Raw genomic sequence first — 13,410 nt, 5'->3', positions numbered from 1 at the left:
ATGGAAACCCGAGCCCATCATGTGATGATCGGCCTGTTCAGCGTGCTGGTGGTGGTCGGCGCGATGCTGTTCGGCCTATGGCTGGCCAAGTCCAGCGTCGACAGCGCCTTCCAGGATTACGAAGTGATCTTCAACGAGGCGGTCAGCGGCCTGTCCCAAGGCAGCGCGGTACAGTACAGCGGGATCAAGGTCGGTGATGTCACCAGCCTGCGCCTGGATCCCAAGGATCCGCGCCGGGTACTGGCACGCATCCGCCTGGCCGGGCAGACGCCGATCAAGGAAGACACCCAGGCCAAACTGGCGCTGACCGGCATCACCGGCACCTCGATTATCCAACTCAGCGGCGGTACGCCACAAAGCCTGGAACTCAAGGGCAAGGACGGCGAACTGCCGCAAATCATCGCCTCGCCGTCACCGATTGCGCGCCTGTTGAATAACAGCAACGACCTGATGACCAGCATCAACCTGCTGCTGCACAACGCCAACCGCATGTTCTCCCGAGACAACGTCGACCGGCTCAGCAAGACCCTGGACAACCTGCAACAAACCACCGGGGCGATTGCCGATCAGCGCGGCGACATCAAGGTCGTCATGCAGCAACTGATGCAAGTCAGCAAGCAGGCCAGTGCCACGCTGGAGCAGACCACAGCCCTGATGCGTAACGCCAACGGCCTGCTCAGCGAGCAGGGCAAGCAGGTGTTCGGCAGCGCCGAACAGGCCATGCAGTCCCTGGAACAAAGCACCGCGACGATCAATGCCTTGCTGACCGACAACAAGGACTCCCTGAACAGCGGCATGCAGGGCCTCAACGAACTGGCCCCAGCCGTGCGCGAACTGCGCGACACCCTGGGTTCGTTGCGGGCCATTTCCCGCCGCCTGGAAGCCAACCCCAGCGGTTATCTGCTGGGCAGCGACAAGAACAAGGAGTTCACGCCATGAAGCGTGCTTACCGCATCATCGCCCCTGTCGCCCTGGCCTTGGTCAGCGCCTGCTCGATCTTGCCCAAGGCCGACCCATCGGACGTCTACCGGTTGCCTTCGGCCCAGGTTGCCAGCCATGGCACGCCTGTGTCCTGGTCGTTGCGCCTGGCCAAGCCACAGACCAGCGAATTCCTCGACAGCCCGCGCATTGCCGTGGTGCCTCAGGGCGACTTGATCAGCAGCTATGCGAACTCGCGCTGGAGCGATCCGGCGCCGGTGCTGTTGCGTAATCGTCTGCTGGACGGGTTCCAGCGAGATGGGCGGGTAACGCTGCTCAGTACCGATGACACTAATCTGCAGGCCGACTTTGAGCTAGGCGGACAGTTGCAGGCATTCCAGAGTGAGTACCGGAGCGGGGCGGTCGAGGTGGTGATTCATTTCGACGCGCGGCTGGTGCGGGCAGGTGATCAGCGGATTATTGCCAGTCGGCGGTTTGAAGTGCGCCAGCCGGTGAGTGATACCAAAGTCCCGGCGGTGGTTGCGGGATTTGGTCAGGCTGGGGATTCGCTGAACAAGCAGGTGGTGGATTGGGTGGTGGGGCAAGGCAATACAGCGCCGAAACGCTGAGGGCCCTTTCGCGAGCAAGCCCGCTTGCTCGCGAAAGCAATTGAGACCTTAACCAAAGAACCAGTAGCACACCGCGATAGCAGCAACCACACCAGCAAACTCCGCCAACAACGCACACCCAACCGCATGCCGCGCCCGCTGAATGCCTACCGACCCAAAGTACACCGCCAACACATAGAACGTGGTCTCGGTACTGCCCTGAATCGTCGCCGCCACCAACGCAGGGAAACTGTCCACGCCCTGGGTCTGCATGGTCTCAATCAGCATCGCCCGCGCTGCACTGCCCGAGAATGGCTTGACCATCGCGGTCGGTAACGCATCGACGAAGCGGGTGTCCATGCCGGTCCAGGCCACCACATGGCGAATCCCTTCCAGGCCGAAGTCCAGCGCACCAGAGGCCCGCAACACGCCTACCGCACAAAGCATCGCCACCAGGTAAGGCAGCAGGTTCTTGGCGACATCAAAGCCTTCTTTGGCGCCTTCGACGAACGCCTCGTAGACCTTCACCTTGCGCAGCGCACCGATCAGCAAGAACAACATGATCAGGCCAAACAGCGTCAGGTTGCCGAGGATCGATGACAAGCCAGCCAGGGCCGTGGCGGACAGCGTCGCCAACAACGCCATGAAACCGCCCAACACCAACGCCCCTGGAATCAGATAGGCCAGCACCACCGGATCCCACAGCCGCAGGCGTTGCATAACGGCCACCGATAACAGGCCCACCAGAGTCGAGGCGCTGGTGGCCAGCAGGATCGGCAAGAACACCAGCGTCGGGTCGGCCGCGCCTTGCTGGGCGCGGTACATGAAGATGGTCACCGGCAGCAGGGTCAGGGAGGACGCGTTAAGCACCAGGAACAGGATTTGCGCGTTGCTGGCGGTGTTGGGGATGGGGTTGAGCTCTTGCAGCGCCTTCATGGCTTTCAGGCCGATAGGCGTGGCGGCGTTGTCCAGGCCCAGGCCGTTGGCGGCAAAGTTCAGGGTGATCAAGCCGATGGCCGGATGGCCGGCAGGTACTTCCGGCATCAGGCGACGAAACAACGGGCCCAGGGCCTTGGCCAGCCAGTCGACGATCCCGGCTTTCTCGGCGATACGCAGAAAGCCCAGCCACAAGGTCAGGGTACCGAACAGCAGCACCATCACTTCCACCGACAACTTGGCCATGGCGAAAATGCTTTCCACCATCGCCGCAAAGATCCCGGCGTTACCGCCAATCAGCCATTGCGCCAGTGCTGACACCATTGCCACGACAAAGAAGCCAAGCCACAGGCCATTGAGCATCAGTTAAATCCCCCGAAAGATGGGGCGAATGATAGCGGGGCTGACAGAAACGACAAACCCCGGATTTCCCGGGGTTTGTTCAGGTCACGCAGGCATCGCGTTATCAGCCGCGAGTGGTCTCGCCAACCGGCAGCACTTGCTTGGTGCGCCAGTGTGGCAGGGAGTTCCAGTAGCGCTCGCCCTTGGCATCGTCGTACATGCCTTCCCAACGGGAGATGACCAACACGGCCAAGGCGTTGCCGATCACATTCAGTGCGGTACGGGCCATGTCCATGATGCGGTCGACACCGGCGATGAAGGCCAGGCCTTCCAACGGAATACCCACGCTGCCCAAGGTTGCCAGCAACACCACGAAGGACACACCCGGAACACCGGCGATGCCTTTGGAGGTGACCATCAGGGTCAGTACCAGCATCAGTTGCTGGCCAATTGAAAGATCAATGCCATACAGTTGCGCGATAAAGATCGCGGCGATGCTCTGGTACAGGGTTGAACCGTCGAGGTTGAACGAGTAACCAGTAGGCACCACGAAGCTGCAGATAGCCTTCGGCGCGCCGTAGGCTTCCATCTTCTCGATCACGCGCGGCAATACGGTTTCGGAACTGGCGGTGGAGTAGGCCAGCACCAACTCATCCTTGAAGATGCGCATCAGCTTGATGATCGAGAAGCCAAACAGGCGAGCGATCAAGCCCAGAATCACAAAAGCGAAGAACAGGATGGCGACGTAAACCAGGATCACCAGCTTGGCCAGTGGCAGCAAGGAGGCGAAGCCGAAGTTGGCGACGGTCACCGCGATCAGCGCGAATACACCGATAGGGGCGTATTTCATGATCATGTGGGTGACTTTGAACATGCTCTCGGACACGCCCTGGAACATCGTGACCAGAGGCTCGCGCAGTTCGGGCTTGAGGCTCGACAAGCCAAGTCCGAACAGCACGGAGAAGAAGATAATTGGCAGCATGTCGCCACGAGCGACGGCGGCAAAGATGTTCGACGGGATCAGGTTGAGGATTGTCTCGATGAACGCATGTTCATGCTGAACCTCGGCGGCGGTCGCCTGGTACTTGGAGATATCGACAGTACCCAAGGTACTCATGTCGATACCGGCACCGGGGTGGAACAGGTTGGCCAACAACAAACCGACCACGATGGCGATAGTGGTGACGACTTCGAAGTAAAGGATGGTTTTTACACCGATCCGACCGAGCTTTTTCGCATCACCGACACCCGCGATTCCGACAATCAGCGACGAAATCACGATCGGGATAACGATCATCTTGATCAGGCGGATAAAGATATCGCCGGCGGGCTGCAAGACGTTGCTGATCCACCAGGCCTTTTCGGCACTGAAATGGTTAAGCACCGCACCGATTGCAATCCCCAGCACCAGACCGATGAGGATCTGCCAGGCGAGGCTTAGCTTTGCCTTCTTCATGTCATTACCCTTACTTCAAGTGGACTCAGGCAGATGCGCCAGCTGGAACGCTCGAGAGCGAAAAAGTGTGTGCATCGGCCCCCGTAGAAGGTCACCGCAAGTCAACCGACATGGCTCACTGGCAGGCGAAAAAAGGCGCAACTATTCCGATGCAAGGGGGCGACGTCTAATGCCGTAAACGCCTACCCTATGCCGAATCGGCATGAGGTTTTTTGAAGTTTTTTGTCCGAACGGTCAGTTCAAATACGACATTTCGGCAGTCATACATGCCGTGAACCAGCCATTTCAGGCTCGCTCAGGGTTTTTAGGAAATTTATACCGGGCGATAAAAACTTGTGAAAATTCCTATGCATACCATCAGAAAAGTCGTCTGGCGGAAGGCAAACTTTCTCGATAGATGGTCGCGCGGAAACACCAAGAAATGGTTGGGATGAAGCAAAAGGGAAATTTGCAGCTATAGGCGGCATGAGATATGAGCCACATGAGAGCAGCAAGCCCGTCGCAAGTTCAACAAGCCATCGGGCCTGCGAACTTGCGCCGCAGCTTTTCTCCTGACCCGGCCCTTGCGCAGGCACTCACTGTACCCGTAGGTCACGCCGATCGAGCTTGATCAGAGCAACCCGGCCCCCTGGTCATGCACCACCTTTATAGAGCGGTGCAAACAGAAAGAAGCGGTGGGCTTCTTTCTATGTAGGCGAGGCCTAATACCAATTCGGATCTTTCTTCAGCTGTTCTTTAAGCAGCCCTTGCATACCTTCATTCGGCTTACCGAGGAAACGGTATTCGGCATGCCGTGTCGGGGATTTATCCGCCGGTAGGCCGGCCGGCACTTCCACCAACATCCCGTAAGCGTGCTTCTTGTCGAAGCTAACCGCCACAATCAGGCGCTTGTTCAAACAGGTCTGCTCGGTTTCACAGAGCGGTCCTACCAAATACTGATTGCCATCTTCGGTCACGGCATTCATTTGCTCGGCGGAACCCGAGAGGTTCATCACCCACTCAGGCAGACGCTCTTCCTTCTTGACCACGCCTTGCCAGGTTTCGCGGTATTGCGGGTCCGCGCTCAGCAGTTCGTTGGCCCTGGACTGGCCATCATTGGCCGCCATGACCAGGCCGCTGCCGCCCAACAACAGGGCGACAGCTACAGCTTTAAGGGACGAATTGAACATATTCAGCCTCGGCCACGACGACCAAAGAAGAAGGAAGCGATGAACATCACCAGGAAGACCACAAACAGAATCTTGGCAATACCCGTGGCGGTGCCTGCGATACCACCGAAGCCCAGGACTGCAGCCACAATGGCGATGATCAAAAATGTGATTGCCCAACTCAACATGGTGATTCTCCTTTCGCTTCTTTAGAGGTAACAGCGGTACAGCCTTGCAGATACTCAACTTGAGCAGCCGCTTTATGCCTAGAACACCCAACGCTCCTGATAAGGCAGGTCATCCAAAGCCGAGCCTTGGTCAACCGTCATCAATTGCGGGGCTGTCACGTCGGCGGCGGCGCTGCCAACAGAACGGAAATGGGTCTGAGTCGTCATCGAGCGCTCGAACTGCGGAGCAGGCTGCTGGCTCTGCTTCCAATGCTGCAACTGCTGACCACCGATCAAGGTCACCATCAATGCCAGGCTGGCAAACAGGCCTTGCTGCAAGCGCAGCGGCGATACATGCAATTGGCTGAAGCTTTGGCGAGTCATCCTGATTCTCTCCGCATTCTGATTATTCGTTTTGGCTCGTAGGCTGTTTCAATGCCCAGCGACGCTTGTACAGGGACTATTGCAGTCCGCGTGCCAGTTTTTTTATGAAATAAAAACCAATAAAATCAGTGACTTGTGATCGATATGATTTTCATCTTACGAGCATCCTGCACGATGCCCCTTTCCATACCGTGCGAAATGCACGATGGTCAGTGGTCGGATCAAAGGATAGGAAACGGTGCCTGGAATGCCGAAAGGGCACGGGGATGCTTGAACGCTCTCAATCGGCTCCCCTCAAGGAGCAATCGCAGATAGCGGAGCAGTGGGGCATTTAATCAATCAGAATAAACCATGCAACTTGCCCGATTATTCCGGGACTAAACAAGATCATTCATTTTTAAGGGAGCGCGGGACAGATGGAATCAGCCAAGGAACTTCAAGGCCGTATTCTTTTAGTGGATGACGAGTCCGCAATCCTTCGCACCTTCCGCTACTGCCTGGAAGATGAAGGCTACACCGTAGCCACTGCCAACAGCGCCGCCCAGGCCGATGCCTTGCTGCAACGCCAAGTGTTCGACTTGTGCTTCCTGGACCTGCGCCTGGGGGAAGACAACGGTCTCGATGTATTGGCGCAAATGCGCATCCAGGCGCCTTGGATGCGCGTGGTGATTGTCACCGCCCATTCGGCCGTCGATACCGCCGTCGACGCCATTCAAGCCGGAGCTGCTGATTATCTGGTCAAGCCTTGCAGCCCTGACCAACTGCGCCTGGCCACCGCCAAGCAGCTGGAAGTGCGCCAACTTTCGGCCCGCCTGGAAGCACTGGAAGGTGAAGTGCGCCAACCCAAGGACGGCCTCGACTCCCATAGCCCCGCGATGATGGTGGTGCTGGAGACAGCGCGCCAAGTGGCGGGCACCGACGCCAATATCCTGATCCTCGGCGAGTCCGGCACCGGTAAGGGTGAACTGGCCAGGGCGATCCATGGCTGGAGCAAGCGCGCGAAGAAGTCCTGCGTCACCATCAACTGCCCGTCCCTGACGGCGGAGCTGATGGAAAGCGAACTCTTCGGTCACAGCCGCGGGGCCTTTACCGGCGCCAGTGAGAGCACGCTGGGCCGGGTTAACCAGGCCGATGGCGGCACACTGTTTCTCGATGAAATCGGCGATTTTCCCCTCACGTTACAACCAAAGTTGCTGCGCTTTATTCAGGACAAGGAATACGAGCGCGTCGGCGACCCGGTCACTCGCCGCGCCGATGTACGGATCCTGGCAGCCACCAACCTGAACCTGGAAGACATGGTCCGTGACGGGCGCTTTCGCGAAGACTTGTTGTATCGCCTGAACGTCATCACCTTGCACCTGCCGCCCCTGCGCGAGCGCAGCGAAGACATCCTCACCCTCGCCGACCGATTCCTTGCACGCTTCGTCAAGGAATATGCTCGGCCGGCCAGGGGCTTCAGCGATGAGGCGCGGGAAGCGCTGCTCAACTACCGCTGGCCGGGCAATATCCGCGAGCTGCGTAACGTAGTGGAGCGGGCCAGCATCATCTGCGCTCAAGAGAAGGTCGAGATCAGCCACCTCGGGATGGCCGAGCAGCCGACCAACAACGCACCCCGCATCGGTGCGGCGTTGAGCCTGGACGAACTGGAGAAAGCCCATATCGGTGCAGTCCTGGCCACCAGCGATACCCTTGACCAAGCGGCCAGAACCCTCGGCATTGACGCGTCGACGCTGTACCGCAAACGCAAACAATACAACCTGTGAGCTGCACCCTATGAAGCTTGCGATGAAACTGCGCACTCGGCTGTTTTTGAGTATCTCAGCGCTGATCACCGTTGCCCTGCTGGGATTGTTGCTGGGATTGGTGAGCGTCATGCAAATGGCCAAGACCCAGGAGTCGCTGATCCGCAGCAATTTCATCACCCTGGACCTTGGACTCAAACTGCGTCAGACCCTGGGTGACCAGTTGATCATGATGCTTAACGAGCATCCGGATCAGGCCACGCTGCAAGCCTCAAAACAGCAATATTTCGACTTGCTGGACCAAGGGATCGCCCACGAACAGAGTGACGGGAAGAGCAGCGGGTTCACCCAGGCGCGCACGGACTACCTGAACTTCCTGAAGGCCTTCGACGAGCCCCATCAAGCCTCACCGGCGCTGGGCAACAACGACAAGCTCACCGATACCTTCAACGTGTTGCGCAACGGCCTGATCGCCGAGCACAAGGGCGCCCTGGAAAACATCAACGACACCGAGCACAAGTCACGGGAACGTGCCTTACTGATTGCTGGCTTGCTGGGGCTGGTCGGCATCGCGGTGCTGATCATCGGTTTTGTCACGGCCCACGGCATTGCCCGGCGTTTCGGCGGGCCGATTGAGGCACTGGCCAAGGCTGCCGACAAGATCGGCCAGGGCAACTTTGAGGTGACACTGCCTATTTCCTCCGCCGCAGAGATGAACCTGCTGACCCGACGCTTCGGCATCATGGCTGAAGCCTTGCGCCAGCATCAGGCAACCAATGTCGATGAGCTGCTCGCCGGGCAACAACGCCTGCAGGCCGTGCTCGACAGCATCGACGATGGTTTACTGATGATCGACCGTCAGGGCCGGCTGGAGCACCTTAACCCGGTAGCCCAGCGCCAGTTGGGCTGGAACGAACATCGGCTGGGCCAAGGCCTGGGCGAGGCACTGGAGCGCCCGGAGCTGGATGAGCAACTGCATTTGGTCCTGCGCGGTGGCAATCTGGAGCGGGCACCCGAGGATCTGGAAGTGGAGGTTGAGGGCGAACTGCGCCTGCTGACCTACAGCCTGACGCCAGTCAGCCATACCCAAGGACATATTCTGGGGGCGGTGATGGTGCTGCATGATGTCACCGAACAACGCGCCTTCGAACGGGTGCGCAGCGAATTTGTATTACGCGCCTCCCACGAACTGCGTACGCCGGTCACCGGTATGCACATGGCGTTCGGCCTGTTCCAGGAGCGGGCAAAGTTCCCTCCCGAATCTCGCGAAGCTGACCTGCTGAGTACGGTCAATGAAGAAATGCAGCGCCTGATGCAATTGATCAACGACTTGCTCAACTTCTCGCGCTACCAGAACGGTTTGCAGAAGCTCACCCTGGCGCCCTGCGATATTACCGATCTGCTTGAGCAGGCCCGCGCGCGTTTCGCCGAACAGGCGAATGCGCAAAACATCGAACTGCTGGTGGAGGTGCAATCCCAGGTGCCGAGACTGCATGCCGACCAGACGCAGCTGGAACGCGTCCTCGACAACCTGCTAGGCAACGCCCTGCGCCATACCGCTGAAGGTGGGCAAATCCATCTGCAAGCACGTCGTCACGGGGAACGGGTGATCGTCAGCGTCGAGGACAACGGCGAAGGCATTGCCTATGGCCAACAGGGTCGGATCTTCGAACCCTTCGTCCAGGTGGGCCGCAAGAAAGGCGGCGCCGGTCTGGGCCTGGCGCTGTGCAAAGAGATCGTGCAACTGCATGGCGGGCGCATGGGGGTCTATTCGCGGCCAGGGCAGGGAACACAATTTTATATGGCCCTGCCGCTATAGGCTCTTTGCTACGACTGATTCAACGCCCGCAAGATCGCTGCGCTCTCGGCATCCGGTGTACCGTCGAACAGCGATGCACGGAAGTGCATCTGGAACGCGGCCAGCACATGGCGCGTCGCAACATCCAGCTCACCGGTCTGCGGGGTCGGATAGCCCAATCGCGCCAACTCCTCCTGGAACCAGGTAATGCTCGGTAGCTGGTTCACGTACTGCGCCTTGTAGCGTGCGACTGCCTGGGCGTTCGGCCAGACCCCAAGCCCCTCGTCAGCCAGGCGCTTCCAGGGAAACAACGGCCCCGGATCCAGTTTACGCAGCGGGGCGATGTCGCTGTGGCCAATGATGTTTCGCGGGTCGATCTTGTTACGCTTGCTGATGTCCTTGAGCAAGACCACCAGCGACTGAACCTGCGCTTCGGAATAGGGGTACCAGATTCGGCCCGTCGGTGTATCACGATACCCGGGGTTCACGATCTCGATCCCGATGGAGCTGGAGTTGAGCCAGGTGCGACCCATCCACTCACTTTCCCCGGCATGCCAGGCGCGCTGGCTTTCATCCACCAGCTTATAGATGGTGGCGGACGCATTATCGCCGATCAGGTAATGGCTGCTGACCTGACCATGGGTCAACAACGCCAGTGACCGCTCAAGGGACGCCGAGGTGTAGTGCACGATGACAAACTGCACGCGGTTGTCGTGGTTCACCGAAGGGTGGCTGGTATCCAGGCGAGGGCCGCTGGCGCAACCGGCGAGCATCAGAAACAGAAGGGCAGAACACAGAAATTTCATGGCAGAAGACGGTACGCTTAAAGACGATAATGCAACAGTGTAACGTACCGTTTGCTGCCAAGCCTCCAAATGCGGGCTTTTAAACAAAATGGAACATTTTTCAGGCGGCCTGCACCTGATTACGTCCTGCCGCCTTGGCCCGATACAACGCCTCGTCGGCGCGCTTGAGGGCCAGCTCACTGCGCTCCCCCGGCTGAAACTGCGCCATGCCCATGGACACGGTGATTGTCACCGGCTCGCCCTTGAAGTGAAACGGGCAGGCTTCGATGGCCGCGCGCAGGGTCTCACCCAACGCCAATGCGTCGGCCAGGGGTGATTCCGGCATCAACAAGACAAACTCTTCACCCCCAAAACGCGCGATAAAATCCATCGGCCGCAGACGCTTGCGTAACACATTGGCGATGATTTTCAGCACCTTGTCGCCGGCCAAATGGCCGTAGCCGTCATTGATGCGCTTGAAGTGATCCAGGTCGAGCATGGCCAGCGACAGGCTGTTACCACGCTGATGCCAGGCATTGACCTCATACTCCAGGCGCTCGCTCCAGGCCGCACGATTGGGCAACCCTGTGAGCGGATCAATCAAGGCTTTCTGGCGCTGCACCTCAAGGTGTTCGCGATAGCCCTGGGCCTCTTGCTCCATGTTCGCGACCCGCTCCGCCAGCCCTTGCAAACGCGCGGCAACTTCCTGCTCGCGCTGATCACGTTGCTGCTGATGCTGATCCATGGTGCCCAACAGGCCTTCAAGGTGGCTTTCCAGTACATGCTTGAGGCTTTCCAGGTCGGCGGCGTCTTGAACACTGCTTTGCAAGCCGTCCACCTGCTCACGGATTTGCGTATCCAGCTCCCGCGCGGCCGAGCGACTGTCCGCGTGACCATCACTGGCCGCCTGCAAATTGCTCTGGAACGCCTCAAGCCGGCCATTGAGCTGCTTGAGGTAGGCTTCGAACTCGTGCTGGCCGCTGTCGGTAATCGCCAGCATCAACACGGCCAGGTCATCGAGGATTGGCAGCAACTCATACCAGTTCAGCCCGTGGGTCAGCCGCTCACGCATGGCTTCGGCCTGGGGCCGGTGGCGCTCGGGCAAGGACAAATCTTCCAGCAAACCCAATAGGGTGTCTTCGATGTGCTTGGCCACCGAGCTGTAGGAAGGCTCGGGAGAGTCCGGCAAGGCGTATTGCAAAACTTCAGGGTCAAGGTCATCCGACTCGTCGGCCAGGACCGGCGGCAAGGACAGGCTACCGATGGTCGTGAGCTCCGGTGTGTAGACCTGAACCGCAGGCGCTGAAACCATGGCAGCCAGAGCACTTTCGGGCACCGGTTCATCCATTTCGTCGGCGCCTTGTTCGGCCTCCAGGGACTCGGGGGTTTCTGGCAGTGCTTCGAGAACTGGCGCATGAGGCGCGATGTTTATCGGCGGGGAGAATACGAATGCTTCGTTGGCGACCTCGGCAGCTTCTACCACCGGAGGGCGCTCAGCCTCGGGCGCAGGTGCTTTGGTAGGCGTGGGTGCGGGTGCGGGTGCAGGTGCAGCCTCTGATAACGGAGCAAAAGCCCGCAACGCTTGCGCCAGCTCTGCCGATTGCGAGGGCGTTTCTGGCGCAATCGCAGGTTTCACTGTGTTGCTCACTGCAACGGCAGGTGCCTCCACTGCATGGCGCGACGGAGCTGCTGGCTTAGCTTCCAACGCCTCTACGTCAGCCTCCTTTGCGCCAAACAAGCGTTGCAACAACCCTGGACGACTGGACTCGCTTTCCGGCTCCAGCTTATTCAACGCCTGCCCTTGAAGACCACTCAACTCGCTGAGCAGCAACGGGATCTCCCGCGCCTGACCCACCCGGCCCTCCAACTGTTTGGCAAAAGTCTTGAGCGGACGGCTGACCTCACGTGGCAGCGGAAGCGCCTGTAACTGTGTCACCAGCGCAGTCAGGGCGGTGCTGATCTGATCAACCCGGGTTTCCCGACGCTGCTCAGAATCCAGCACGGCTTTTTCCAGGCGCGGTAACAAAGCGGCCAAACCCGCGTCCATGTCGTCGGAGCGGACAACATCGCGCATTTCCTTCATGCATTGATCAACCGCCCGGTCGGTCCCTTCAGCCGCCAAGGTGCTGCGTACCAGCCCCCGACGCAACAAGTCGAGGCGGGCAGCCCAGCGACGTTCGAGCTTGTCTTGTTGCTCGACGCTTAACAGGTATTTTTCTTTCCAGCGTTGGGCGTCGTCACTCATGCAAGGGATCCGCGAGGGCCGGGGCTCAACGCGGGCAATGCATCAGACGTGAGAGAACCCGGCAGACGAATCTCTACCGCGACCGGCAGGTGATCGGAGATGGGTTGCGCCAGCACCTGCACGCTCTCGAGCGTCAGGGTCGGACTTAGCAGGATATGGTCAAGACAGCGTTGCGGACGCCAGCTGGGGAACGTGGCCTCGACTTGTGGAGCCAGCAACCCAAGGTCGCGCAACGGGGAATTCTGCAGCAGGTCGCTGGCATGGGTGTTCATGTCACCCATCAGCACCTGGTGTTTGTAGCCGCCAATCAACTCTCGGATGTAGGCCAGTTGCATAGTGCGGGTTCGAGCCCCCAGCGCCAGATGCATCATCACCACCACCAACGCCTCGGGGCCTTCACCGAAACGTACGAGAATCGCCCCTCGGCCCTTGGGGCCCGGCAACGGGTGATCCTCGATAGCCCATGGTTTCAAGCGACTGAGCACACCATTGCTGTGCTGCGCCAGGCGGCCGAGGTTGCGATTGAGTTGTTGATACCAATAAGGAAAGGCACCCAACTGGGCCAGGTGTTCGACCTGATTGACGTAGCCGGAACGCAGGCTGCCACCATCGACTTCCTGCAAGGCTACCAGGTCGAAATCGCCCAATAGATCGCCAATCTTTTGCAGATTACCCGCACGCCCGTTGTGGGGTAGCAAATGCTGCCAGCCCCGGGTCAGGTAATGCCGGTACTTCTCGGTACTGATCCCCACCTGGATATTGAAGCTCAGCAGGCGCAACCGACTGTCTGCCGGCAGGCCTGTGGATTCCAGGTGGTGCTCGTTGACCTGCGGGTCATGCAGGCCAACCACACGTTCAGTACCCCAGCGGCGCATGACGGG

Annotated in this window: 12 protein-coding genes; 4 read left to right on the top strand and 8 right to left on the bottom strand. The window is 59.2% G+C overall.

The genetic code is table 11. The annotated features are described in order from the left end of the window. Both HKK55_RS26000 and HKK55_RS25995 read left to right on the top strand, forming a co-directional pair. Positions 1–939 (top strand): MlaD family protein, encoded by a 939-nt coding sequence (locus HKK55_RS26000; protein WP_169357232.1) that lies wholly within the window; start codon positions 1–3, stop codon positions 937–939. Beyond that, positions 936–1,547, top strand: coding sequence for an ABC-type transport auxiliary lipoprotein family protein (locus HKK55_RS25995; protein ID WP_169357231.1), 612 nt, complete (start codon positions 936–938; stop codon positions 1,545–1,547). The genes HKK55_RS26000 and HKK55_RS25995 overlap by 4 nt, the downstream gene beginning before the upstream one ends. Before the next feature lie 48 nt (positions 1,548–1,595). Here HKK55_RS25995 and HKK55_RS25990 read toward each other — a convergent pair whose 3' ends face one another. The 5 genes from HKK55_RS25990 to HKK55_RS25970 all read right to left on the bottom strand — a co-directional run bounded on the left by HKK55_RS25990 (position 1,596) and on the right by HKK55_RS25970 (position 5,959). Further along, positions 1,596–2,825, bottom strand: coding sequence for a nucleoside recognition domain-containing protein (locus HKK55_RS25990; RefSeq protein WP_169357230.1), 1,230 nt, complete (start codon positions 2,823–2,825; stop codon positions 1,596–1,598). Positions 2,826–2,928: 103 nt separating this feature from the next. Further along, on the bottom strand, positions 2,929–4,260 hold the full coding sequence (gene gltP, locus HKK55_RS25985) for a glutamate/aspartate:proton symporter GltP (protein WP_169357229.1): 1,332 nt from the start codon (positions 4,258–4,260) through the stop codon (positions 2,929–2,931). Positions 4,261–4,961: 701 nt separating this feature from the next. Further along, positions 4,962–5,429 (bottom strand): inhibitor of vertebrate lysozyme family protein, encoded by a 468-nt coding sequence (locus HKK55_RS25980; RefSeq protein WP_169357228.1) that lies wholly within the window; start codon positions 5,427–5,429, stop codon positions 4,962–4,964. Between the two features lie 2 nt (positions 5,430–5,431). Then, a complete protein-coding gene (locus HKK55_RS25975; RefSeq protein WP_003170804.1) occupies positions 5,432–5,596 on the bottom strand; it encodes a DUF1328 domain-containing protein in 165 nt (54 codons plus the stop codon). 78 nt (positions 5,597–5,674) lie between these two features. Then, entirely contained in the window at positions 5,675–5,959 is a 285-nt protein-coding gene (locus tag HKK55_RS25970) for a hypothetical protein (protein ID WP_169357227.1), read from the bottom strand. Between the two features lie 416 nt (positions 5,960–6,375). Here HKK55_RS25970 and algB point away from each other — a divergent pair, with 416 nt between their 5' ends. Together algB and HKK55_RS25960 are read left to right on the top strand one after the other, a co-directional pair. Then, positions 6,376–7,722, top strand: a complete 1,347-nt coding sequence (gene algB, locus HKK55_RS25965; RefSeq protein WP_169357226.1) for a sigma-54-dependent response regulator transcription factor AlgB — start codon at positions 6,376–6,378, stop codon at positions 7,720–7,722. 10 nt (positions 7,723–7,732) lie between these two features. Then, a complete protein-coding gene (locus HKK55_RS25960) occupies positions 7,733–9,520 on the top strand; it encodes a KinB sensor domain-containing domain (protein WP_169357225.1) in 1,788 nt (595 codons plus the stop codon). An 8-nt stretch (positions 9,521–9,528) separates the two neighbouring features. Here the strand turns inward: HKK55_RS25960 and HKK55_RS25955 are convergent, their stop codons facing one another. The 3 genes from HKK55_RS25955 to HKK55_RS25945 all read right to left on the bottom strand — a co-directional run bounded on the left by HKK55_RS25955 (position 9,529) and on the right by HKK55_RS25945 (position 13,404). Further along, on the bottom strand, positions 9,529–10,305 hold the full coding sequence (locus tag HKK55_RS25955) for an N-acetylmuramoyl-L-alanine amidase (protein WP_169357224.1): 777 nt from the start codon (positions 10,303–10,305) through the stop codon (positions 9,529–9,531). 100 nt (positions 10,306–10,405) lie between these two features. Further along, positions 10,406–12,529, bottom strand: coding sequence for a GGDEF domain-containing protein (locus HKK55_RS25950; RefSeq protein ID WP_169357223.1), 2,124 nt, complete (start codon positions 12,527–12,529; stop codon positions 10,406–10,408). After that, the gene (locus HKK55_RS25945; protein WP_169357222.1) at positions 12,526–13,404 is read right to left on the bottom strand and encodes an endonuclease/exonuclease/phosphatase family protein; all 879 of its coding nucleotides are present in this window, start codon (positions 13,402–13,404) and stop codon (positions 12,526–12,528) included. Before HKK55_RS25945 ends, HKK55_RS25950 begins: the two co-directional genes overlap by 4 nt. Positions 13,405–13,410: the final 6 nt, after the last annotated feature.

The organism is Pseudomonas sp. ADAK18 (assembly GCF_012935695.1).
GTDB lineage: Bacteria > Pseudomonadota > Gammaproteobacteria > Pseudomonadales > Pseudomonadaceae > Aquipseudomonas.
The sequence above is the reverse complement of the archived record's forward strand: the minus strand, read 5'-3'. Positions and strand labels throughout refer to the sequence as shown.

What these genes read in the sequence shown, in the direction of transcription:
- algB (WP_169357226.1), top strand. Translation starts at nt 6,376, where the DNA reads ATGGAATCAGCCAAGGAACTTCAAGGCCGTATTCTTTTAGTGGATGAC.
- HKK55_RS26000 (WP_169357232.1), top strand. Translation starts at nt 1, where the DNA reads ATGGAAACCCGAGCCCATCATGTGATGATCGGCCTGTTCAGCGTGCTG.
- HKK55_RS25970 (WP_169357227.1), bottom strand. Translation starts at nt 5,959, where the DNA reads ATGACTCGCCAAAGCTTCAGCCAATTGCATGTATCGCCGCTGCGCTTG.
- HKK55_RS25975 (WP_003170804.1), bottom strand. Translation starts at nt 5,596, where the DNA reads ATGTTGAGTTGGGCAATCACATTTTTGATCATCGCCATTGTGGCTGCA.
- HKK55_RS25990 (WP_169357230.1), bottom strand. Translation starts at nt 2,825, where the DNA reads ATGCTCAATGGCCTGTGGCTTGGCTTCTTTGTCGTGGCAATGGTGTCA.
- HKK55_RS25955 (WP_169357224.1), bottom strand. Translation starts at nt 10,305, where the DNA reads ATGAAATTTCTGTGTTCTGCCCTTCTGTTTCTGATGCTCGCCGGTTGC.
- HKK55_RS25960 (WP_169357225.1), top strand. Translation starts at nt 7,733, where the DNA reads ATGAAGCTTGCGATGAAACTGCGCACTCGGCTGTTTTTGAGTATCTCA.
- HKK55_RS25945 (WP_169357222.1), bottom strand. Translation starts at nt 13,404, where the DNA reads ATGCGCCGCTGGGGTACTGAACGTGTGGTTGGCCTGCATGACCCGCAG.
- gltP (WP_169357229.1), bottom strand. Translation starts at nt 4,260, where the DNA reads ATGAAGAAGGCAAAGCTAAGCCTCGCCTGGCAGATCCTCATCGGTCTG.
- HKK55_RS25950 (WP_169357223.1), bottom strand. Translation starts at nt 12,529, where the DNA reads ATGAGTGACGACGCCCAACGCTGGAAAGAAAAATACCTGTTAAGCGTC.
- HKK55_RS25980 (WP_169357228.1), bottom strand. Translation starts at nt 5,429, where the DNA reads ATGTTCAATTCGTCCCTTAAAGCTGTAGCTGTCGCCCTGTTGTTGGGC.
- HKK55_RS25995 (WP_169357231.1), top strand. Translation starts at nt 936, where the DNA reads ATGAAGCGTGCTTACCGCATCATCGCCCCTGTCGCCCTGGCCTTGGTC.